General features: G+C 60.9%; 19 protein-coding genes and 1 tRNA gene. 11 read left to right on the top strand and 9 right to left on the bottom strand.

The window, feature by feature from the left end:
• The first annotated feature begins 207 nt into the window (after positions 1–207).
• Together E2F50_RS23145 and E2F50_RS23140 are read left to right on the top strand one after the other, a co-directional pair.
• Positions 208–525, top strand: a complete 318-nt coding sequence (locus E2F50_RS23145; RefSeq protein WP_202615400.1) for a hypothetical protein — start codon at positions 208–210, stop codon at positions 523–525.
• Positions 526–627: 102 nt separating this feature from the next.
• A complete protein-coding gene (locus E2F50_RS23140; protein WP_202615399.1) occupies positions 628–945 on the top strand; it encodes a hypothetical protein in 318 nt (105 codons plus the stop codon).
• Between the two features lie 953 nt (positions 946–1,898).
• Here E2F50_RS23140 and E2F50_RS03065 read toward each other — a convergent pair.
• A tRNA-Arg gene (locus E2F50_RS03065) sits at positions 1,899–1,975 on the bottom strand.
• 158 nt (positions 1,976–2,133) lie between these two features.
• Between E2F50_RS03065 and E2F50_RS03060 the strand changes: the two genes are divergently transcribed.
• On the top strand, positions 2,134–3,666 hold the full coding sequence (locus tag E2F50_RS03060) for a cryptochrome/photolyase family protein (RefSeq protein ID WP_425375347.1): 1,533 nt from the start codon (positions 2,134–2,136) through the stop codon (positions 3,664–3,666).
• An 18-nt stretch (positions 3,667–3,684) separates the two neighbouring features.
• Positions 3,685–3,936: a DUF3329 domain-containing protein gene (locus E2F50_RS03055; protein ID WP_245515274.1), complete on the top strand. Its 252-nt coding sequence runs from the start codon at positions 3,685–3,687 to the stop codon at positions 3,934–3,936.
• A 10-nt stretch (positions 3,937–3,946) separates the two neighbouring features.
• Here E2F50_RS03055 and E2F50_RS03050 read toward each other — a convergent pair whose 3' ends face one another.
• The 4 genes from E2F50_RS03050 to E2F50_RS03035 all read right to left on the bottom strand — a co-directional run bounded on the left by E2F50_RS03050 (position 3,947) and on the right by E2F50_RS03035 (position 7,772).
• The gene (locus E2F50_RS03050) at positions 3,947–4,423 is read right to left on the bottom strand and encodes a hypothetical protein (protein WP_133314576.1); all 477 of its coding nucleotides are present in this window, start codon (positions 4,421–4,423) and stop codon (positions 3,947–3,949) included.
• A 123-nt stretch (positions 4,424–4,546) separates the two neighbouring features.
• On the bottom strand, positions 4,547–5,389 hold the full coding sequence (locus E2F50_RS03045) for a transglutaminase family protein (protein ID WP_133314575.1): 843 nt from the start codon (positions 5,387–5,389) through the stop codon (positions 4,547–4,549).
• A gap of 26 nt (positions 5,390–5,415) precedes the next feature.
• Positions 5,416–6,357: an alpha-E domain-containing protein gene (locus tag E2F50_RS03040; protein ID WP_133314574.1), complete on the bottom strand. Its 942-nt coding sequence runs from the start codon at positions 6,355–6,357 to the stop codon at positions 5,416–5,418.
• Positions 6,358–6,362: 5 nt separating this feature from the next.
• Complete coding sequence (locus E2F50_RS03035; protein ID WP_133314573.1) at positions 6,363–7,772, bottom strand: circularly permuted type 2 ATP-grasp protein; 1,410 nt, start codon at positions 7,770–7,772, stop codon at positions 6,363–6,365.
• 298 nt (positions 7,773–8,070) lie between these two features.
• Here E2F50_RS03035 and E2F50_RS03030 point away from each other — a divergent pair, with 298 nt between their 5' ends.
• Both E2F50_RS03030 and E2F50_RS03025 read left to right on the top strand, forming a co-directional pair.
• The gene (locus E2F50_RS03030; RefSeq protein ID WP_133314572.1) at positions 8,071–8,961 is read left to right on the top strand and encodes a DMT family transporter; all 891 of its coding nucleotides are present in this window, start codon (positions 8,071–8,073) and stop codon (positions 8,959–8,961) included.
• A gap of 92 nt (positions 8,962–9,053) precedes the next feature.
• Positions 9,054–9,803 carry an SDR family oxidoreductase gene (locus E2F50_RS03025; RefSeq protein ID WP_133314571.1) on the top strand — a complete coding sequence of 250 codons (750 nt, stop codon included), beginning with the start codon at positions 9,054–9,056 and terminating at the stop codon, positions 9,801–9,803.
• Between the two features lie 65 nt (positions 9,804–9,868).
• Here the strand turns inward: E2F50_RS03025 and E2F50_RS03020 are convergent, their stop codons facing one another.
• From E2F50_RS03020 to E2F50_RS03010, 3 genes are all read right to left on the bottom strand, one after another.
• On the bottom strand, positions 9,869–11,557 hold the full coding sequence (locus E2F50_RS03020; protein ID WP_133314570.1) for a DEAD/DEAH box helicase: 1,689 nt from the start codon (positions 11,555–11,557) through the stop codon (positions 9,869–9,871).
• 381 nt (positions 11,558–11,938) lie between these two features.
• Entirely contained in the window at positions 11,939–12,280 is a 342-nt protein-coding gene (locus tag E2F50_RS03015; RefSeq protein ID WP_133314569.1) for a hypothetical protein, read from the bottom strand.
• 196 nt (positions 12,281–12,476) lie between these two features.
• The gene (locus E2F50_RS03010; RefSeq protein WP_133314568.1) at positions 12,477–14,096 is read right to left on the bottom strand and encodes a trimethylamine methyltransferase family protein; all 1,620 of its coding nucleotides are present in this window, start codon (positions 14,094–14,096) and stop codon (positions 12,477–12,479) included.
• A gap of 247 nt (positions 14,097–14,343) precedes the next feature.
• On the opposite strand from E2F50_RS03010, the gene E2F50_RS03005 reads away from it, so the two are divergent.
• Complete coding sequence (locus E2F50_RS03005) at positions 14,344–17,994, top strand: PAS domain-containing hybrid sensor histidine kinase/response regulator (protein WP_133314567.1); 3,651 nt, start codon at positions 14,344–14,346, stop codon at positions 17,992–17,994.
• Positions 17,995–18,026: 32 nt separating this feature from the next.
• Here the strand turns inward: E2F50_RS03005 and mnmC2 are convergent, their stop codons facing one another.
• Positions 18,027–18,770, bottom strand: a complete 744-nt coding sequence (mnmC2, locus tag E2F50_RS03000) for a tRNA (5-methylaminomethyl-2-thiouridine)(34)-methyltransferase MnmC2 (RefSeq protein WP_161973958.1) — start codon at positions 18,768–18,770, stop codon at positions 18,027–18,029.
• Between mnmC2 and E2F50_RS02995 the strand changes: the two genes are divergently transcribed.
• The 4 genes from E2F50_RS02995 (at position 18,769) to uraD (ending at position 22,355) form a co-directional block, all read left to right on the top strand.
• Positions 18,769–19,980, top strand: coding sequence for an NAD(P)/FAD-dependent oxidoreductase (locus tag E2F50_RS02995; RefSeq protein WP_133314566.1), 1,212 nt, complete (start codon positions 18,769–18,771; stop codon positions 19,978–19,980). The two genes, mnmC2 and E2F50_RS02995, sit on opposite strands and share 2 nt — an antisense overlap.
• A gap of 122 nt (positions 19,981–20,102) precedes the next feature.
• Entirely contained in the window at positions 20,103–20,810 is a 708-nt protein-coding gene (locus E2F50_RS02990) for a DUF1045 domain-containing protein (RefSeq protein ID WP_133314565.1), read from the top strand.
• Positions 20,811–20,922: 112 nt separating this feature from the next.
• The gene (gene puuE, locus E2F50_RS02985) at positions 20,923–21,861 is read left to right on the top strand and encodes an allantoinase PuuE (RefSeq protein WP_133314564.1); all 939 of its coding nucleotides are present in this window, start codon (positions 20,923–20,925) and stop codon (positions 21,859–21,861) included.
• Positions 21,858–22,355: a 2-oxo-4-hydroxy-4-carboxy-5-ureidoimidazoline decarboxylase gene (uraD, locus tag E2F50_RS02980; RefSeq protein WP_133314563.1), complete on the top strand. Its 498-nt coding sequence runs from the start codon at positions 21,858–21,860 to the stop codon at positions 22,353–22,355. The genes puuE and uraD overlap by 4 nt, the downstream gene beginning before the upstream one ends.
• The last annotated feature ends 31 nt before the right edge of the window (positions 22,356–22,386 follow it).

The raw sequence follows: 22,386 nt of genomic DNA, 5'->3' as shown, positions 1-22,386 counted from the left end.
CTCTCACGCTGATTTTAAATGGCCGACCTCCCAGCAGTTCCTGGACGAGATCTATCCCGAAGTTCGCAGGAGGCTTACGGTTGGCGACCTGTTCAGCCTCACCGCCCTGGGCTAGCGCGGAATTCTCCGGGAGAACATTCGTATCCTGTTTCGAAGAGCCGAGATTCTTCCCAAGCTTCTCTCCGCTCGCTGGGCGTCAAAGGATCGGTGAAGGACCTGCCCGACACGCCGGAATGGCATATAAACAGGACCTGCTTCGAGACCGGCAAGAACTGGCGGTTCTCGAAGAGGGTGATGGGCGACTGGCAGTTCGGGCGTCACTTCAGCCCGGACGTCCCAATCGCGAAGGCCATCGCGGCGTCGGCAGCAGTTCCATATGCGATCGGCGTCCTGCGGCTCGAGTTGCCGGAACATGGATGGTGGAAGACGGACCGGGCGAGCAAGAAGCCACAGGAGAAGATTGCGCGCCCTATGCCGCGCGTTCGGCTGTGGGATGGCGGGGCCTACGAAAACATGGGTCTGTAGGCCGTCTACAAGCCTGCCGACGGCCTTCAGGGATGCGACTTCCTCATCTGCAGCGATGCCTCGGGCCCGTTGACGCCGCCGAAGTCTTTTTCGATCACCGAGATGCTTCAGGGCAGGGTCAACTCGCCGCGGCTCTTCGACATCGCAAGCGATCAGATACGGGCACTGCGATCCCGCATGCTGATGGGATCGATCTTGCGTGGAGAAGTGAAGGGCGTCCTGATACGAATGGGCGTTTCCATGCGGCAGTTCGGCATGGAGCCAGCCGCCCTCGCGGAGCGGCTCACCGACGAGCAGAGCGCAGTTTCGCTGAACTACCCGACCAACCTGACGAAGGTATGGGAGGACGACTTTGACCTTCTTTCACGTCACGGCGCGGAGGTTTGCGAGGCCACCTTGGTCGCGTACGGGCAGGCTTGATGCTTTCCGAGCTGTTGAAGCCTGCCGGACGGGCTCGCTCTCGCGGGTAATAGCGTCGCTCTCAGAGAAACCAGTCGCTCTCGCCCGTCGCCCAGCGTTCGATTGGACCTAACATCGCGCGTTAACTGATCGTCTCGACGAGGAGTGTCCTCGCCGACTGGATCTGCCAGCGCACGCGCGTTGCGCGGAAGGCGAATATGCTTAGGGAGGTGAAAGCTCCGTCACAGGCTTGATTACTCCGAGGTGGCTGGGCGAGGAGACCCGCTATTGGCGTCGCTTCTTCGCCTGAGAGCCGTTGTGCACATGCTCGTGGCGAGCTGGCCGTGGTGACATGTCGTTGTCCGCCGGCAGCGCGTAAGTGTTCACGTAACCCGTGCGGTTATCCTTCGTGTCATTCCCGATTCGTAATCTCAGGCCAAACGTCAAGGATTCGGCGCACCCGCGAAAGGCAGTCGAATCCTTCGATAGGCATCTGCGAATCCCTTAAGGCTTTTGTTCGCCGATTACGTCGTAAAACATTCCAGAGTATAAAATGGATAACCTTCGAAATCTCACCCAATTTCGAAATGTACTTATTTATTACAGCGGGGCAAAGTACCGTGTTCGCGTTTGCAGAGCAATTATACTTGCATTCCGAGCGCGAAAACAAAGATACTTGCCGCACATCGGTCGAGCCTAGGTTAGATTTCGGTCGTGATAAAATGCCTGTAATGAAGTGTGACCGCTGGCAGACTTACGAGGCCGCAAAGCTGGGCGCTGCAGGGGACGCGGATGGAGCCGATCTGCCGCGTGGACGAGAGGATTTGGACGCTTTGACCGAAGTCCTGTTTGTAGCGACTTCCGACAGACAAGACGCCCGGAAGCGAAAGGCGCGGTAAGAATCCGGCCTCATGGTTCTCGCCGTTCGCAATAGGCGAAACTAATCCGCTCTTATGTGTCGCTCTAAAAATTAGTGGCGCACCCGACAGGATTCGAACCTGTGACCTTTGGAATCGGAATCCAACACTCTATCCAGCTGAGCTACGGGTGCTAACCGTGAAGCGATGACTCGCTTCATCCGATGAAAAGCTTCTTAGACGAGCCCGCGTGTCTGTTCAACGCATATTTTCATGTTCTTAATTTGTTCTTTTTCTTTCGATGCTGACGCGCTAAGCTCCACCCAGCATTCCTCTTGTCGTGCGGATCCCTGTGGCAAAGCTGCGCAACCTCATCTTCATCCTGGGCGATCAGCTGTCGCCGGACATATCCAGTCTCGACGGCGCGGATCCAGCGCTTGACGGCATCCTCATATGCGAAGTGCTGGAGGAGGCGAGCTATGTGCGGCATCACAAGCGCAAGATCGCCTTCATCTTTTCCGCCATGCGTCACTTTGGGAGGGAGCTGGAGGCGAAGGGTTTTCATGTCCGCTATGTGAGGTTGGACGATCCCGGCAATAGCGGCTCGTTCACCGGCGAGCTCCTTCGCGCGGTGCAGATCCTCGATCCCGAGCGCGTACGGGTCACCGAGGCCGGTGAGTGGCGGGTCATGCAGATGATCGACAGCTGGTCGTCTCGGAGCGGTCTTGCCGTCGACGTGCTCGCCGACCACCGCTTCCTGTGTTCGCATGCGGAGTTCAGGGCCTGGGCCGCCAGTCGTCCGGAACTGCGGATGGAATTTTTCTACCGTGACATGCGCCGGAAGACCGGGCTCCTGATGCGCGGCGCAGAGCCGGAAGGGCGGCGGTGGAATTATGACCTGGAAAACCGCAAGCTGGCCTCCAGCGACCTGTTTCAACCGCGGCATCTGCATGTAGAACCGGACGAGATCACCCGCGAGGTCCTGGACCTCGTGGAAGTGCGCTTTGCCGGTCATATCGGCAGCCTCAAGAATTTCGGTTTCGCCGTGACACGGGCGGATGCGGAAGCCGCCGCCCGGCTGTTCATCGCCGAGTTCCTGCCGGATTTCGGTGTCAAGCAGGATGCCATGGTGAGTGCGGATCCTTTTCTCAACCATTCGCTCCTGTCCTTCTACATCAATATCGGTTTCCTCGATCCGCTGGACGTCTGCCGTGCGGCCGAGCGTGCCTATCACGAGGGCAGGGCGCCGCTGAATTCGGTGGAGGGCTTTATCCGCCAGATCATCGGCTGGCGGGAATATATGCGCGGCGTCTACTGGCTGAGGATGCCGGATCTGGCCACTGCCAATTTCCTCCAGGCGACGCGGCCGCTGCCGCAATTCTACTGGACCGGAAAGACGGACATGAACTGCCTGGCCATCGCCATCGGCGACACGATCCGGCACGCCTATGCGCATCACATCCAGCGTCTGATGGTGACCGGCAATTTCGCGCTGATAGCCGGCATCGATCCGCGGGAGGTTCATCAATGGTATCTGGAAGTCTATGCGGATGCCTATGAATGGGTGGAGATGCCCAATGTCATCGGCATGAGCCAGTTCGCCGATGGCGGCTTTCTCGGCAGCAAGCCCTATGCGGCGAGCGGCAGCTACATCGCCCATATGTCGGACTACTGTACGGATTGCCGCTATAATCCGAAAAAGAAGACGGGTCCGGGCGCCTGTCCCTTCAATGTGCTCTACTGGGATTTTATCGGCCGCAACGAGGACAAGCTGAAGACCGTGCCGCGTCTCGAGCCGGTGCTCGCCGCCTGGCAGCGAATGCCGGCTGAACGCCAGGCGGAATATCGCGAGAATGCGCGGGTCTTTTTGGAAGCGCTTTCGTAACTGCACAAGAAGGGCTAGATGACATGGCCTGATAATGCGCCGCAGGAGATAAGGACGATGATCGACGCCAACCACCCGTTCTACCGACCCTTGTGGCGGCGCTTGATGATCCCGATCGTCTGCCTGATCTGGGTCTGTTTCGAGCTTTATGCCGGCGGGCCGATATGGGCTGCCATGGTCGGTGCAGTCGGCCTTTACGCCACCTACAAGCTCTTCATCGAAAAGCCGAAGGCGGCGGCGCAGGAACGTGCCGACGAGCGGCTGGAATAGGCGAAAGGTTTTACCGCCAGGACAGCTGCCGGATGGCGGTGTCGATCAACAGATTGGCGGTCTGCATGCGGATATTGGCGCTCTCGCGAAACTCAGGCGGGACGCCGTCCGGGTGATTGGACTTGGCGAAATGCCGGCGTTTTTCGCCAAGCTCTGCTTCCGTGTCCGAAGCGGCAATGCCAAGATCCTCGGCAATCTCCTGCGGGCTCAGGCGCAGCAGATGAGGCGGCGCGACCGGTACCGGCCGTGGTTCATCCTGCGGCATCGCCGTCGGCTGGAGATCAGCCATGGGCTCTTCCGCAAGAAAGGCAAGATAGGCGTCCGCGCCGCCCACGGTGACCATCGGTCCGTTGTCCGGCGACACCACGAAGCCCGAGCCGAGCCCCTGGATCCGGAAACTTTCTCCCGCGTCGTCCACGATGTCGTCGGCACGTTCGTCGTCGAGCCGCGTCAAAACAGACTGGAAGATCGATTGTCCGAGCAGCATAGCAACCTCATTGCGTGAGTGCGGACCCAATCATGCAAAGGTGGTGTCGGGCTTGCGGCACGTTCGCCGGCATTCTCCCGGCAGGTTTCCCAGCCAATCAGGTGCCGCTTTACCGCAGCGCCATCACCCTTGAGTTTGGCTTTGGCCCTGCTGGCTCTGGCTTGGCGTCTGGCTCGGCGCCACGCTAAGCGAGACTTTGAGATGCTCTCCTGCAATGCCGATCCGCATGCCGGAGACGGGAACGCAGTCAGTATAGGATAAGCCGGTGGCAATCCGGACATAGCGCTCGTCGGGGCAGACGTTGTTGGCGGCGTCGAAGCCGACCCAACCGAGCCCTGGCAGATGCACTTCCGCCCAGGCATGGGTTGCCACCTGCTCGGTCTGGCCATCCATCAGGAGGTAGCCGGACACATAGCGGGCTGGATTTTCCAGCGAGCGGGCGGCGGCCAGGAAGATATGCGTGTGATCCTGGCAGACGCCGGTCTTTGCCGCCAACGCTTCCTCTGCCGTCGTTTCCGTTGTCGTTGTACCAGGAATATAATCGACCCGGGCGTGAATGGCTTCCATAAGCGTATGCATACGGGCAAGTTCCGTGTCGCCCGTCAGGCTTTTGACCAGTTCGCCCACCAGTTCCCCCGGCTTGGTCAGCGGCGTTTCGCGCAGAAAGAGCCAAAGCGGGCAGAAACCCTGGTGCGGGCCGAAAACGCCGGCGCGGTCCTGCGTTTCAACTTCTCCCGTAGCGGTGATGCGGATGGTTTTTTGCGTGTCTTCTGTCGATACCAGTTCGACCCGGTTGCCGAACTGGTCCGGATAACCGACCTCAACCTTGGCGCCATCGACGCTGACGGTCCAGTTCAGCACCTTCTGGCCCGGGCCGTCCAGCGGCGTCAGCCGCAGGCGCTGCAGCGAATAAGGTACCGGCTCGTCATATTCATATTCGGTCGTATGCGAAATCTTCAACCGCATGGGCGATGTCCTGTTGCCGGTTAAGCTTACTGGTAGAAGCGGTAGCCCTCGGAAATGTCCGCACTTAGCTGGTTGTTGCGGCCGATGAAGTCCTCGAGAAACTCATGTAGGCCGTGATCCATGATGTCGGTGATCGAGCCGCGCTTCAGCATGGCCTTGATCGCATCAGCCGTGTCATGGGCCTTGTGGCGCTGGCCGTAGTCGGTTTCAAGATAGCACAGATTGCTGACGATTTTCTCATAGCAATAAGCGAGCGAACGAGGCATCTGCACCTTGAGGATGAGGAAGTCGGCTATATTGGCCGCCTGGTACTCGCCGTCATAGACCCAGCCATAGGAGCGGTGCGCCGAGACCGACCGCAGGATTGACTCCCATTGAAAATTGTCCAGTGCCGAACCAACCTGGCTGATCGAGGGCAGCAGCACGTAGTATTTCACGTCAAGAATGCGGCTGGTATTGTCTGCACGCTCGATGAATGTGCCGATGCGCGAAAAATTGTAGATCTCGTTGCGCAGCATCGAGCCGTGGAAGGCACCGCGGATCAATCCGCAGCGGTGCTTGATGACGTCGATGAGTTCCGGCAGGTCGGTCGGCTTGGCTTGCCGCGCCAGCCGCGTCTTGAGGTCGATCCAGCATTCATTGGTGGCTTCCCAAGTTTCCCGGGTCAGCGCCGTGCGCACCATGCGGGCGTTGTTGCGCCCATAGTCGATGCAGGACATGACGCTTGACGGGTTTTGCTCGTCGCGCAGCAGGTAATCAACGGCGGCGGCGGCGGTCAGCTTGTCATGCACCTGGTCATAGGCCTTGCGCACGCCTGCGCTCTGCAGCACGCCGTCCCAGTCCTCGTCGGAGGAGCCGGCACGCGTCAGTGCGACGCGGAGACCGGCATCGACGAGGCGGGCGATGTTTTCGGCCCGCTCGATATAGCGGAACATCCAGTAGAGGCCGTTCGCGGTTCTTCCCAACATTTGCGTCAGTCCTCCAGAACCCAGGTATCCTTGGTGCCGCCGCCCTGGCTGGAATTAACCACCAGCGAGCCCTGCTTCAGCGCCACGCGGGTCAGGCCGCCGGGAATGATCTTCACCTTGTCGGAAACCAGCACATAGGGTCGCAGGTCGACGTGGCGGGGAGCAATGCCCTTGTTGACGAAGATCGGCACCGTCGAAAGCGCCAGCGTCGGCTGGGCGATGTAATTGCCGGGCCTTGCGGCGAGCTTCTTGGCGAATTCCTCGCATTCCTTTTTCGTCGCCGTCGGGCCGACCAGCATGCCGTAGCCGCCGGATCCGTGGACTTCCTTGACCACCAGTTCCTCTAGGTGCTCCAGCACGTATTTGAGGCTGTCGGGTTCCGAACAGCGCCAGGTTGGCACATTTTCCAGCAGCGCCTTGCGGCCCGTATAGAACTCGACGATCTCCGGCATATAGGAATAGATCGCCTTGTCATCGGCAATGCCGGTGCCCGGTGCATTGGCAATGGTGATATTGCCGGCGCGGTAGACATCCATGATGCCGGGTATGCCCAGTGCGGAATCCGGGCGGAAGGTGAGGGGATCGAGAAAGTCGTCGTCGACGCGGCGGTAGAGCACGTCGATCGCTTCATAGCCGCGGGTGGTGCGCATTTTGACCCGCCCGTCGATGACACGAAGATCCGAGCCTTCCACCAGTTCGACGCCCATCTGGTCGGCCAGGAAGGAATGCTCGTAATAGGCGGAATTATAGATGCCTGGCGTCAGCACCGCGACCCGTGGCCGTCCCTTGCAGCCGGGCGGCGCCAGCGAGGAGAGCGATTGGCGCAATTGCCGTGGATAATCCTCGACGCGCTGCACCTTGTTCAGGGTGAAGAGCTCGGGAAACATCTGCATCATGGTTTCCCGGTTCTCCAGCATGTAGGAGACCCCGGAAGGCGTGCGGGCATTGTCTTCCAGCACGTAGAACTGATCCTCGCCGGTGCGTACGATATCGGTGCCGACGATATGAGTATAAACGCCGCCCGGCGGCTTGAAGCCGATCATTTCGGGGAGGAAGGCGACGTTCTTCTCGATCAGTTCGCGCGGAATGCGGCCCGCCTTGATGATTTCCTGCTTGTGGTAGATGTCGTCCAGAAAGGCGTTGAGCGCCAAGACCCGCTGTTCGATGCCCTGGGCCAGTTTTCGCCATTCGCGAGCGGAAATGATGCGCGGGATGATGTCGAAGGGGATCAATTTTTCCGAACTGTCGGCATGGCCGTAGACTGCGAAGGTAATGCCGGTTCTTCTGAAGATGTTTTCCGCGTCCTGCGTCTTGCGGATCAGGTGGGCGGCATCCTGATTGGCATACCAGTCGTGATAGGTCTTGTATGGCGGTCGCGGATGGTTTTCCGCCGTCAACATTTCGTCAAATGCCAAACGCATATTCCCCTTTTTTTGTCATAAGAATACAACGCCGTCGGCAATGCAAGAACCATGCGAGATGCCGTCCAAAGATTTGCCCCCCGTGGGTAATTGTCTGCCGAGCCCTACTGCAGCAGAGCTGCTTTGCCCCGTCGAATGTCCAGGCCTCTAACTGGCGAAACGGCAGAAAGATGCCTGCGGGCCATACTCCCTTGCCGCGGTTATTGATCATAGCCGTCAGTTTTTCTGTTTTGACCGGAAAGGGCCATAGGGTTAAGCAGGCCTCGCCATTCATTCCAGCCGGAACCTCCCCATGCTCGACCGCACCGCTCCGGCCATTTTCGTTCTCCTCTGGTCGACCGGCTGGATTGTTGCCAAATATGCCGCGGCCCATGCGGATCCGGTGACCTTTCTGGCCGTGCGCCATGCGCTTGCCGCCGCCGCTTTTTTCGTCATCTGCCTGGCAGTCAACGCGAAATGGCCGAAAACGCGCAGCCAGATCGGCCACGCGCTGCTGTCCGGGGTCTTTCTGCACGGGCTTTATCTTGCCGGCGTCTGGTACGCGATCGGGCAGGGCGTTCCTGCTGGCCTGTCCGGCATCATTGCGGGGCTTCAGCCGCTGCTGACGGCTCTGATGGCGCCGTTCTTCTTGGCAGAGCGGCTGCGACCGCTGCAGAAACTTGGGCTGCTGCTCGGTTTTGCCGGAATCCTGATCGCCGTGTCGCCGCAGCTCATGGGCATACTGGACCAAGGCCTTCAGGGCCTCGCCCTGCCGGTGCTGATCAACCTGATCGCCATGGCTTCGGTCACCTATGGCACGCTCTATCAGAAGCGGTATCTCCAGGAGGGCGACCTGATGTCGATTGCAACGCTGCAATTCCTCGGCGCGCTGATCGTGACCATCCCGATTGCCCTGGCCCTCGAGAACCTGCGCTTCGACTGGACCCAACAGGCGATCCTGTCCATGGCTTGGTCAGTGATCGGCATTTCCATGGGGGCGGTGGCGCTGCTGCTTTATCTCATCCGCCGCGGACAGGTGTCTCGCGCCGCCTCGCTGATCTATCTAATGCCGCCGGTGGTCGCCATTGAAGCGGCCATCCTGTTCGGCGAACCGCTGACGCTACCGATGATCATCGGCACGATCATCGTCGTTTCCGGCGTTTATCTCGTCAACCGAAAGACGGATCCGCAGGCTGCCGGGTAACGCTCCATCGGCAATGGCGTTGCCAGTCGGGAAACGGGTGTCGAGGCCTTCTCCAGACCACTAATCAGCATGGGCAACTCTAAAGGAGAGCTATAGCCATGTTGAGAAAAAAGGTCGCCATCATCACCGGAGCATCGAGCGGGATCGGCAGGGCCGCCGCATTGCTGTTTGCGAAAGAGGGCGCTGCGGTGGTCGTCAATGCGCGCGGAAAGCAAGCGCTTGAGGCGCTGGTCGCCGAGATTGAGGAGAGCGGCGGGCAGGCAGCCTCAGTTTGTGGCGACATCGTCGACGAGACGACCCACCGCCGGCTCGTCGAGACGGCCATCGGGCGCTTCGGCGGTCTCGACATTGCCTTCAACAATGCCGGCACCGTCGGGCCCTACAAACCGCTGACGGAGGTGACGCCAGGTGAATGGCAACATACCATTGCCACCAATCTCATCAGTGCCGTTCTCGCCGCCACGGCACAGATCCCGGCAATGCTGGTGCGCGGTGGCGGTTCGATCATCTTCACGTCAACCTTTGTTGGCACGAGTGTCGGCATTCCCGGCATGTGCGCCTACGGAACCTCGAAGGCCGGCCTGATGGGGTTGGTGAAGGGCATTACCGCCGACTACGCGGCGTCAGGCATCCGGGCGAATGCTCTGCTGCCCGGCGGCACAGATACGCCCATGGCCGGCGACGCGGCCCAAAAGGAATGGGCGGCAGGCTTGCATGCCTTGAAGCGCATTGCTCAACCGGAGGAGATCGCCCGGGCTGCGCTCTTCCTCGCCGGACCGATGTCGAGCTTTGTTGCCGGCACCGCCCTGTGGGCCGACGGGGGAAACTCCGCGGTAAAATGAAGCCATAGACAAAAAAGAGGCCGCGTTGGCGGCCTCTCAAGAAGATTTCAGCAGGCTAGGATCACTTACGCCGGACGGCGCTTGCGACCCTGCTGACCACCGCGGTTTTCACTCTGGTTGTCATTGCCGAAGCGCACAGGGCCACGGTTGTCGCCTGCCTTCTGGACAGGACGGGCCTGGCCGGCAGGTGCCTTGCGCTGTTCCGGACGCGCCGGACGCGCGTCGCCATGAGATGCTGCGGCAGGCTTCTTGGCTGCACGGAAATCGGAGGTCGAGCCGGCAAGATCGTTATCCGCTGCCAAGCGCGGAGCTTCCTCGCCACGACGCTGACCGCGGAAATCGTCGCTGCGGGCACGCTGCGGGCGATCGCCATTGGCACGTGCCGGACGCTGCGGGCGAGCGCCGCGTTCGTCGGAACGCGCGCCGCCCTCGGCGCCTTCACCCGCAAAGAAGGACTTGCGGGCCGGGCGCTCGCGACGCTCCGGACGACCTTCGCCCTGGGGACGGCCTTCGCCATTGCCACGGCCACGATTCTGGCCCTGACCGGCACCGTTGCCGCCCCGGCCGCCTTTGGCGCCACCGCGGTTGTTGTTGCCGCCGCGCGAAGGGCGGCTCATGCCTTCCGGACGGGTGCCGGAAGCCGTGGCAATCTCGATGCCCATGAGCTTTTCGATGTCGCGCAGCAGACCGGTTTCATCGGTCGCGCAGAATGCAATGGCGATGCCGTCGCGGCCGGCACGAGCGGTACGGCCGATCCGGTGCACGTAGGCATCCGGCACTTCCGGCAGGTCATAATTGAAGACATGCGTGACGCCGGGAATATCGATGCCGCGGGCTGCGACGTCGGTCGCCACCAGGACGCGGATCTCCCCGTCGCGGAAGGCCTTCAAAGCCCGCTCGCGCTGACCCTGGCTCTTGTTGCCGTGGATGGACGCGACCTTGAAGCCGATATGCTCAAGATATTTGGACAGCTTTTCCGCCGTGTGCTTGGTGCGCAGGAAGACCATGGCGCGACCATCCGGATTTTCTTCGAGCGACTTCTTGAGAAGTTCGGTCTTGTCGTTCTTGCCGGCGACGAAGTGGACATATTGCTCCACCTTGTCGGCAGCCTTGCCCGGAGGCGTGACGGAAACCTGGATCGGATCCTTTAGGAAGTCGGAGGCGAGATCGGCAATCGCTTTCGGCATGGTGGCAGAAAAGAGCAGCGTCTGACGGTTCTTCGGAACCATCTTGGAAATCTTGCGCAGGTCGTGGATGAAGCCGAGGTCCAGCATCTGGTCGGCTTCGTCGAGCACCAGGTAGCGCACCGCGGTCAGGCCGATCGCCCGGCGGGCAATCAGGTCTAGCAGGCGGCCCGGCGTTGCAACGAGGATGTCGGTGCCCTTTTCGAGCTGCAGCTGCTGCTTGTTGATCGATGCGCCGCCGACGACGGCATTGATCTTCATGGGCGTGCCGCGCACATAGCTTTTCAGGCTCGTAGCGATCTGGTTGACCAGTTCGCGGGTCGGCGCGAGGATCAGCGTGCGGGTCGTGCGGTTGTCAGGACGCTTCGGGTCCTTGGCCAGCATTTCAATGAGCGGCAGGCCGAAAGCCGCCGTCTTGCCAGTGCCGGTCTGGGCGAGGCCGATCATGTCGCGGCCTTCGAGAAGCTGCGGGATGGCCTGCTCCTGGATCGGGGTAGGCGTTTCGTAGCCAAGTGCAAAAAGAGTGGCTACGATCTGCTTGGACAGGCCAAGCTCCTGGAAATTCGTCAAGTCGAATACCTTTTAGGGGCGCCAAAAGCGTCACGCCGAACTGGCACCATGCCGTCCGGTCTACCTGTGGCGTCAAGAACCCCGCGTGAAGTGGGAACTTGCAAGTTGGAAAAACTTTCCAGCGCTTAAACCCTGAATGCCAGGGCGATCTATCTGTGCGCCTTAATCCTTCTTCGCGGTCATTATCTGAGGCGAGGCCAACTCACGCGGCGGCCGGAAGGTGAAAGCTGGACTGCATTTGGTGCTTTCGCAGCCAAAAGTCAAGCAGATGTTTTGTTGACCGATCAAGGCTGGCGGCCGGGCCGTCGAAATGAAAAAAACCTGCCCCGCCGGGTGGCGAAGCAGGTTTGTCTGAAAGCCAGGGGCGGATCCTGCCAGGGATTAGCGGCAGACGCGGGCGCGATAAGCTTCACCCCATTCGTTTTCGACCCATTCATAATGGCACCGTGGCACATACTGCGCCCGGTAATAGGTCCGGTGATAGACCGGCGGCGGCGGTGGCGGCGCGTAGTCGTATTCCGGCTCCACATAAACGGGCTGCTGCGACCCGGCGATGATGGCGCCGCCGATAATGCCGCCGGCCAGGCCGGCTGCCACGCCCGGCAGGATATTGTTGTGGTGGTGGTGATCACGGGCCTGAGCAGCCGGTGCCGTCGCCGCCAAGGCGCCAGCGATGGACAATGCTGCAAGGCCGGCGGAGATAGGTTTCTTGAAAACTTGCATGCTGTGGTTCCTTTCCCTTTGCTTCAGGGTAGGCGGATAATCATGCGCAAAGGCGACGAATTGATGGAAAACATACAGATTTGATCTGAACAGCTGTTCAGCTTGGATCTACCCTCAGTTGATCTTCACGCCCGACGCGCAATCCACAAACAGCATTGCGGCAAAAAGCTGGCGTAACTGCGGCTTTTCTGTTCCCTTAGAAATCCGTTGCAACGCCTCCCTCCGACTTCCGGCGGGTGACGAACTCCTTGAGCTCTTCCTCGATGGCCGGATCGAGTGCCGGTTGCTGATAGGCGGCGAGCGCCTCCTTGAAGATGCGGTTGGCGTGGTCGTAGGTGGTCGGCCGGCCGGCATCTGTCCACGTCTCGAAATTGCGCCAGTCGGACAGGATCGGCGAATAGAAGGCGGTCTCGTAGCGGGCCAGCGTATGGGCAGTCCCGAAATAATGGCCTCCGGGGCCAACGTCGCGCACGGCATCCAGGGCCAGCGCGTCCGGGCTGACGTCGAGCGGCGTCAGGAATTCCGCCACCATTTGCAGCATGTCGACGTCGAGGATGAATTTTTCAAACGAGGCCGTCAGTCCGCCCTCCGTCCAGCCGGCCGAATGCAGCACGAAATTGCCGCCGCCTTGGGTCAGCGCCCAGAGCGACATGGCGGACTCGTAAGCCGCCTGCGCGTCCAGCGTATTGGCGGCATTGGTGTTGGAGGTCCTGTAAGGAATGCGGTAGCGGCGGGCCAGCTGGCCCCCGGCGATCACCGCCTTCATGTATTCCGGTGTCCCAAAGGCCGGCGCGCCGGTCTTCATGTCCACATTGGAGGTGAAGCCGCCATACATGACCGGGGCGCCCTTCCGCACCATCTGCGTGAAGGCGATGCCAGCGAGCGCCTCGGCGTTCTGCTGCACCAGCGCTCCCGCGATCGTCACCGGGGCCATGGCGCCGGCGAGCGTGAAAGGCGTCATGATGACAACCTGGCCCCGCGACGACATTTCGATGATCCCCTGCAGCATCGGCCCGTCGAGGCGCAGCGGCGAGGAGGAATTGATCACGGTAAACAGCGATGGCTCGCTTTCCATCTGCTCCATGGAAACGCCGCGGCCGATGCGGGCGATCTCCAGGGCGTCGAGATTTCGCTGTTTCCCCAGTGAGTAGCAGTGAAAGACCTTGTCAGTCAGCGTCACCAGATCGGACAGGCAGTCGAGGTGGCGGACCGAAGGATGGATGTCGATCGGCTCGACAGGATAGCCGCCGGTCGTGTGGATGATTTCGTAATGCTGGGCGAGCTTGATCAGCTTGCGGAAGTCCGCCTGGTTGCCGGCCCGCCGGCCGCCTTCGCGATCGGCGACAAAAGGCGCGGAGGCGACCTGTGCAAAGACCAGATTACTACCGCCGATGTCGACATTGCGGGCAGGGTTGCGAGCATGCATGGTGAAGGCGGAGGGGGCGGAGGCGATCATTTCGAGAATGAGACCCCGGTCGAACCGGACCCTTTCACTGCCTGGCCTCACCTCGGCCCCGGCCGCCCGCATGCGGTCGCGCGCTTCGGGGAGGATGATATCCATGCCGATTTCCTCGAGCACGGTCAGGGAGGCCTCGTGGATGTCTTCCAGCGCTTCGGCCGAAAGCATCTCCGTGCGGGCGATCGTGTTGACCAGTTTCCGGTAACGGCTGGTCTCCGTGCCGCTTCGGTGGCGCTCGGCCCCGCGTCCGCCGGCGCGTTTGCGGCGCTCGGGTGCGGCAGCCAGCGTTTCGGTATCTGGCGCTTCGGAACCTTGCCCCTCGGAGCTTGGCAGAGGAGGTGTCGTAATCTCGCTCATGATTATCCCGTCCGCGTCATAGCGAGGACACTGTCTCAGAATTTCAGCCGGATTGTCCTCGCCATTTGCGACCACAGTCCGCCTCAACTGGAATACCGGAGCGTGTGGATCGGCAGGCTAAGGCCTGAGAAACAACAAAACCGTCCGCCAACCTCAGCCAACAACGCGTTGTTAACACCCGCTATGGTGTTATCCTCCGATTGAGGGTTAACGAATCGGTCTCGGCTTAACGAGCAAGTGGGGGTAGGTGGAGAGCGAACTGCTAAGAAGAGCCTGCGCGCGGATCCAAGATCTCGCCGAGCCCGCCTTCATTAAGGACAGCGCCCTCGTTTATGTCGCCGTCAACGCTGCCTATGCGCGCCTGTTCGGCGTGCAGCCGGAAGATCTGGTCGGCCAGGTGACCGGTAGCCTGCCCGGGAGCACCGAAGATGCCGAGCGCAAGGAAAAGGAATGCCGCGCCATCGTCTTTGGCAGCGACGAGACGGCGCTCTGCTTCGATCGTGCCGGCGTGCTGCGCCAGGAAATCTACATCGAACGGTTCCTCACCGAAAACGACCATGCCTATCTGTTCGGCACCTATGCGGCCATACCGAAGCAGCAGGGCCTCGCATCTGCCCCTAGGCATCTTGTCGTCGTCCCGTCGGTGCAGCCTGCAGAGCCTTCCTTGAACGGCGCGCTGATCGACGACGCGCTCGACATGCTGGAAATGGGCATCGGCATCTACGACAAGAACGACACGCTGATCTACTGCAATGCGCAGCTTGCCAATCATTTCGAGCCATTGGGCATAGAGATCAAAGCGGGCGTGACGCTGTCGGAAATTCTTGGCTACGCCTTCGAGCGGCGGCAGAATCTCGGGTCCCGAAGCACCGGCAGGACGGCTGCGGAAAAATCCGTCTGGATCGCCGAGCGGCTGAAGCCCTTCAAGCTTCCTTATCACGAAAGCCTCGATCATCTGTCCGATGGTCGCTGGCTTCGCACGCTCAGCAAGCGACTGGAAAACGGCCTGCTGATTGCCGTGCGTCACGACGTGTCGGATTTCAAGGAGCAGGAAATGCTGCTCCGCAGCCAGGTGGCGGAGACCGAGCTTTTCCGCTCGATCCTCGAAGACCTGCCGGCCCCGGTTTTCGTACGCAACGAAAACTACGAACTCACCTATGCTAACCATGCCTATGAGAAAATGCTCGGCGGCGATCGCGAGCAGTTCCTGGGCAAAACGGAAATCGAGATGTTTCCCTGGGGTGCGGAAAAGTTTCGCGCCGAAAATGCCGCCGTCATGGAAGGCCAGTCGATCGATAAGTCCGAGGAGATGACGTTTCCGGACGGTTCGATCATTCCTGTTCTGACGCGCCTGCGCCGCATCAGCACCGAAGGAGGCCAAAACTATCTTGTTGGGTCACGGACGGACGTCTCGCTGATCAAGGAAGCACAGGCGAAGGCGGAGAAGGTGAGCCAGGACCTGCAGACTATTCTGCATGCCCTTCCGGTCGGGATCGCCATCCTCACAGAAGACTTCACCTTCGAATACGTCAATCCGTCCGTGTACGACTTCTGGGATGCGGAAGAGCGTTTCGATCTCGTCGGCCGTCCTTACCGGGATTATCTCAAGGCCAATTTCGACCAGGGCTCCTACGCAGCGCGCAATCAGAGCTTCGAGGACATCTACCAGGAGCGTATCGAAGCGCTGGTCGATCCCGACGGCCGCCCTCCGATCGAAGTCAAGACGCTGCACGGCATGGTCATTGTCGCGTCGGGAACCAGGCTTTCCGGCGGAAAAACGCTGCTGACTTATATGGATATCACCGCCGTGCGTCGCCGCGACGAAGAGATCCAGGAGGCACGGGCGGCGCTCGAAACGCATGGCGCATTAATGCGCGATGCCACCAGCGCCATGTCGCAGGGTCTGCTGATCCTGCATGACGGCGCGGTTGTCTTTTCCAATGATGCGCTTCCGGCCATGCTGGAACTTCCATCGGACGTGGTAGGGCAGGGCGCCAGCTGGCGTGAAATCTTCCGCCTGTGCGTCGGGCGGGGGGATTTCGGCAGCCCCGCGGAAGCTGCTGCGACGCTGCGCTCCTGGGAAGAAAATATTGCCAGCGGCAAGCCGGCATTCGCTTCTTTCCGAATCAACGGCCGCAAATGGATCAAGGTCGAGGCGACGCTGACGGCGAGCGAACACTGGCTGGCCATCTTCACCGATGTAACGGAAAGCAAGGAACGCGAGGAAGAACTGACCCGGCTGCTGCATCGCGCCGAGGCTGCCGACCGGGCCAAGTCCGAATTTCTGGCCAATATGAGCCACGAGATTCGCACGCCGATGAACGGCGTGCTGGGCATGGCCGAACTCCTGGCCAAGTCCAGTCTCGACACCCGACAGAAGACCTTCATCGACATCATCGTCAAATCCGGCAATGCGCTCTTGACGATCATCAACGACATTCTCGACTTCTCCAAGATCGACGCCGGACAGATGAAGCTGCGCAAGGCGCCCTTCGACCCGGTCGAGGCGATCGAGGATGTGGCGACGCTTCTGTCTTCTTCGGCTGCCGAGAAGGATATCGAGCTCATCGTACGCGGCGACGTATCGGTGCGGGAGACGGTGCTCGGGGATGCAGGACGGTTCCGACAGATCGTCACCAACCTGGTCGGCAATGCCGTCAAGTTCACCGAAAAGGGCCATGTCTTCATCGACCTGAAGTCCGAGCCCGCTGCCGATGGCCAGCTCATGCTGGCGATCCGCATCGAAGATACGGGGCTTGGCATTCCGGAAGAAAAGCTGAAGTCGGTTTTCGAGAAGTTCTCGCAGGTCGACACATCGTCGACCCGCCGTCACGAAGGCACCGGGCTAGGGCTGGCCATCACATCCGGCCTGGTGGAACTGTTCGGCGGATATATCGAAGTAGAAAGCGAAGTCGGGCGCGGCTCGGCCTTCACGGTTCATCTGCCCTTCGAAGTGGTCAGCGCCCGCAAATCGGCCACTTCACTGCCGATCAATACCAGCGGTGCCAAGGTTCTGGTGGTGGATGACAATGCTGTCAACCGCCGCATCCTCACCGAACAGCTGAGCATGTGGGGCTTCGACACGGTCGCTGCCGAAAGCGGCGCCGAAGGCCTGGCGGTGCTCGGCGAAGCGGCGCGTCTCGGCGTCGTCATCGATGCAATCGTGCTCGACTATCATATGCCGAACATGAACGGCCTGGATTTCGCCCGCCTGATGCGCCAGGACCGCCGTTTCGACGGCACCGGCATCATCTTCCTGACCTCCATGGACATGGCAAGCGACGACAATGTCTTTGCTTCCCTGAACATCCAGGCGCATCTGATGAAGCCGGCGCGCGCCAACCTGCTGCGCAGCACGATCATCGACGTGGTGCGCTCGGTGCGCACGAAGCGGCGCATGCCGGCACCGGATGTCCCCCCGGCGGCTCCTACTGTTCCTGCGCCGCCCTCCGCGACTTCCAAGGCCGACAGCGGTTCGACGCCTCCTCTCGCGCCGGCGCCGGTGCTGGATGTACTGGTGGCGGAAGACAACGAGGTCAACCAGATCGTCTTCACGCAGATCCTGCAGACCACCGGCTGGCTGTTCCAGATCGTCAAGAACGGCGCCGAAGCGGTGGAAGCCTGGCAGAAACATCATCCGGCGGTGATCGTCATGGACGTCTCCATGCCGGTCATGAACGGTCACCAGGCGACCCAGAAGATCCGCGAGTTGGAACTGGACATGGGCGGCCATACACCGATCATCGGCGTGACGGCGCATGCGCTGGAAAGCGACCGCGAACTCTGCTTCCAAGTGGGCATGGACGACTACCTGTCCAAGCCGATCAGCCCGGAAGCCCTGGAAAACAAGATCCGCACCTGGATTGACGGAGCCGTCGCCACTTCCGTCTCCGGATAGAAGAGACGCCGGCGAGTACAGTCTATTCCTAATTACTGCTTCTTGCCGGACAGCATTTCGCGCTTTCCCGCAAATCCCGGCCGCCGCTCCACCGCAAATCCGGCCGCTATGAGATTGCGCCGCACGAAGCCGGCGGCCGCATAGGTGGCGAAGCTGCCGCCGGGAGCGGTCTTTTCGAACAGTGCCTGCATCAGCTCCGGCGACCACATGTCCGGATTGCGCGACGGTGCAAATCCGTCGAGAAACCAGGCGTCGAACGGGTCCGGCGCGCTGGCCACACCTGCGAGAGCCGGGCCGCAGACGATCGTCAGCCGCGTGGCTTGGTCCGCGTGAATTTCAACATTGCCAGACGGCTGCTCGGGCCAGGCGGCGACAAGCGCCTTGCGCTCGTTGTCGATTTCCGGCCAGCGGGACAGGGCCCTGTCGATCTCGTCGCGCTTCATCGGGAAAAGCTCGAAGGAGGTGAAATGTAGCCTCGTGCCGGGGGAACGGGCCAGCTTCCACTGCCGCCAGGTTTCGCAGAAGTTGAGGCCGGTGCCGAAGCCGAGTTCGCCGATGCGGAAAGGGCGTCCGGCGCTATCTCCTGCCGGTGACGCGTCGGCTTGCCAGCGCTGCGGCAGGCCATTGCCAGCCAGGAAGACATGGCCGCATTCCAGCCGCCCTTCGGTGCGGCAATAAAAGTGATCGCCAAATTTCTGGGAATAGGGCATATCGCCGTCGTGCCAGTCCAGCGTCTGGCTGGTCGTCTCAACCATTTCGGGATCGTGCTTGTTCATGGCATATGCGGATAATCCTGCCGGCTCAGGCGGTCAACCGCAGGCTGACCACGGTTACGCACACGACCTTCCAGCATCCGCCGAGCTCGTCATCATCGGCGGCGGCATTATGGGCCTTTGGGCTGCGGTGCACGCCGAACGGCTGGGGATCGACACACTGCTCGTCGATGCGGGCAGGCTGGGACACGGGGCAAGCGGCGGACTGCTCGGCGCCCTAATGCCGCATATGCCGGACAAGTGGAATGACAAGAAGCAATTCCAGTTCGAGGCGCTGCTTTCCCTCGAAGAGGAAATCGCCAGGCTGGAGGATGCAACAGGCATGGCCTGCGGTTATCGCCGCTCCGGACGGCTGATCCCGCTGCCGAAACCGCATCTGCGCGAGATCGCCCTTCGCCATTCGGCGGATGCCGAGGTCAACTGGCAGCAGGGGGAGCGGCACTTCCGCTGGGACGTGCTCGATCAGCCCCTGCAGGACGGCTGGCCGGACGCATCTTTCACTGCCTCCGGGCTGGTGCATGACACTTTTGCAGCACGCGTTTCGCCGCGCGCTCTTGTCTCGACGCTCGCAGCTTTCCTGCGAAGCGCAAAACACGTGCGGATCGCCGAGGGCCTGGAAGCCGCCCGCGTGGATCCGTCTTCCGGGCGTGCCATGTTCTGCCATGGCGAAAGCATTGCCTTCGGCCGCTGCGTCATCGCCGCGGGATACCAATCCTTCCCGCTGCTGCAGGCGATATCGCCGCCGCTTCCGCGCCCTCTCGGGCAGCCGGTCAAAGGCCAGGCGGCGCTCCTCAAAGCGGATGTCGATCCGGCCCTGCCGGTGATCTTCCTCAACGGGCTTTATGTCGTGGCGCATGAGGACGGTCATGTGGCAATCGGCAGCACCAGCGAAGAAAGTTTCGACAATGCGCAGTCCACCGATGTCCGGCTCGACGATCTGGTCGAGCGGGCGCGTGCGCTCGTCCCGGCCCTCGTGCATGCGCCGGTGATCGAACGCTGGGCCGGCCTGCGGCCGAAGGCGGTGGACCGAGACCCTATGGTGGGACCGCATCCGGATCACGCCCAAGTGATTGCACTCACAGGTGGTTTCAAGGTCAGCTTCGGTCTGGCCCATGCTCTGGCAGCTGCAGCGATTGGTGCCGCGATTTCCCAGGAAATATGGCTTCCGCCGTCCTTCCTGCTCGAAAGTCACCTGGCGGCGGCTTCGCGTTAAACGCGAATCTTCCATTTTTCGTCGTCAATCTGTCACGCAAATCACTTAACCCCTGCGACGGGGATTGTTGAGCATTGCGTAAAACACGGGGCTCTGGATAAGGACTCACGAGAAGGTGACGCATGCGCTATGCCATTCATTTCACGCCGCCGGCTCATGACCCTTTGGCGCTTGCCGCAGCCCAGTGGCTCGGTCGGAATGCGTTTTCCGGCGAAGCCGTGGAGCCTCCTGCAATCCGCGGCATAGGCCTGCACGATATCGCTTATCATACGGCTGTGCCGCGCCGCTACGGTTTTCAGGCGACGCTCAAGGCTCCCTTCCGATTGCCCGCCGATGTCTCAGAAGCCATGCTGCTGCGCCACCTGATGCGGTTTGCCGGTGCTCATGATCCCTTCGAACTGCCGCATCTCGAAGTGGTGCGGCTTGGAAACTTCTTTGGTCTGGCCCCGGCAGTGCCCTGCGAGACCATGCGCTTCCTCGCTGCATCGGTGGTGCAGGAATTCGATGCCTTTCGCGCGCCGCTCAGCGAGGCCGAGCTGGAGCGCTGCGATCCTGACAGCCTTTCCGCCACGCAGTTCGCCAATCTGCATCGCTGGGGCCACCCCTATGTGATGGAAGAATTCCGTTTCCACATGGCGCTGACCGGCCCGCTCTCAACCACGGAAATGCCGCTCTTCGAAAAGACGCTGCGCGAATATTTCGCGCCCTACCTGCGCCATCCCATCGAAATCGCCAATCTGGCGCTGTTCGTTGAGGAAGAAACAGGTGCGCCATTCCAGGTCCATTCCTTGCATCCCATGGGTCGAGTCGCAGCACGCCGGATTGCCTGAAGCCGCCGCTTTAAGCGAAGGCAATCGAACCATCTATCCACCACCGGCATTTGCATCTCGACATGCCCTGAACGGCTAGGCTACCGTCTCTGCGAACGTTCGAGGGGACCCGATGCAGCCACAGGACTATCCACGCGACCTCGTCGGTTACGGCCGCCGCACGCCTGACCCAAAATGGCTGGGTGACGCCCATATCGCGGTGCAGTTCGTGATCAATTACGAGGAGGGCGGCGAGAGCTCCATCCTCGACGGCGATCCTGCCTCGGAAGCGCTGCTCTCGGAAATCGTCGGTGCCGCGCCCTGGCCCGGCCAGCGCAATCTCAACATGGAATCGATCTACGAATACGGCTCGCGGGCAGGCTTCTGGCGGCTCTGGCGGCTGTTTACCGAACTCAACGTGCAGGCCACCGTTTATGGCGTGACGCTGGCTATGGCCCGCAATCCGGAAGCGGTCGCAGCCATGAAGGAAGCTGGCTGGGAAATTGCTAGCCATGGCTATCGCTGGCTCGAATACAAGGATTTCACGGAAACCCGGGAACGCGAACATATCCTCGAGGCGGTGCGGCTTCATACGGAGCTCACCGGAGAGCGGCCCTATGGCATGTACCAGGGCAAGCCGTCTGGCAATACGCTGAAGCTGATCATGGAAGAAGGCGGTTTTCTATATTCCTCCGACAGCTATGCCGACGACCTGCCTTACTGGGTGCCAGGCCTCGCGAACAAGCCCTTCCTGATCATACCCTATACGCTCGACACCAACGACATGCGATTTGCGACGCCGCAGGGCTTCAATGCCGGCGATCAGTTTTTTACCTATCTGAAGGACGCGTTCGATGTGCTTTACCGCGAGGGCGAAGAGGGCAGCCCGAAGATGATGTCGGTCGGCCTGCACTGCCGCCTTGTCGGCCGGCCCGGACGGGCCGCGGCACTCAGGCGCTTCATCGAATATGTGCTGTCCCACGATAAGGTCTGGATTCCGCAGCGCATCGAGATCGCCAGGCATTGGCACGCGCATCATCAGCCGGCCCATGTCCCAGTAGGTGCGCTTTGACGGCGCGCGGCGATTTCATCGAAAAGTTCGGTGGCGTCTTCGAGCATTCGCCCTTTATTGCCGAGCGCGCCTATGACGACGGGTTGATCTTCGTTCCCTTGACGGCCAAGGGCGTGCATGCGGCGCTTGTTTTTGTGTTTCGCAACGCGAGCCACGACGAAAGACTGGGCGTGCTGCGGGCACATCCAGATCTGGCGGGACGGCTGGCGATTGCCGGCGAACTGACCGAAGACAGCAGACAGGAGCAGGCCGGCGCCGGCCTCGACCGCCTGAGCGCTCCCGAACATGCGCGCTTCACCGAACTCAACATCGCCTACATGCAAAAATTCGGCTTTCCCTTCATCATTGCCGTGAAGGGCCTCACCAAGGACGATATCTTGGCCGCCTTCGAGCACCGCATCGGCAACGGCGTCGATGACGAATTCGAAACGGCAACGGCCCAGGTGGAAAAGATCGCGCTTTTGCGTCTGCAATCGCTGCTTCTGCAGAAGTAAGGCGGGGCTTCTTCCTTCTGTTTTTCCGCTA

The sequence above is a fragment of the Rhizobium deserti genome (assembly GCF_004358025.1).
Classification (GTDB): domain Bacteria; phylum Pseudomonadota; class Alphaproteobacteria; order Rhizobiales; family Rhizobiaceae; genus Neorhizobium; species Neorhizobium deserti.
This window is presented reverse-complemented; position numbering and strand designations above follow the sequence as displayed.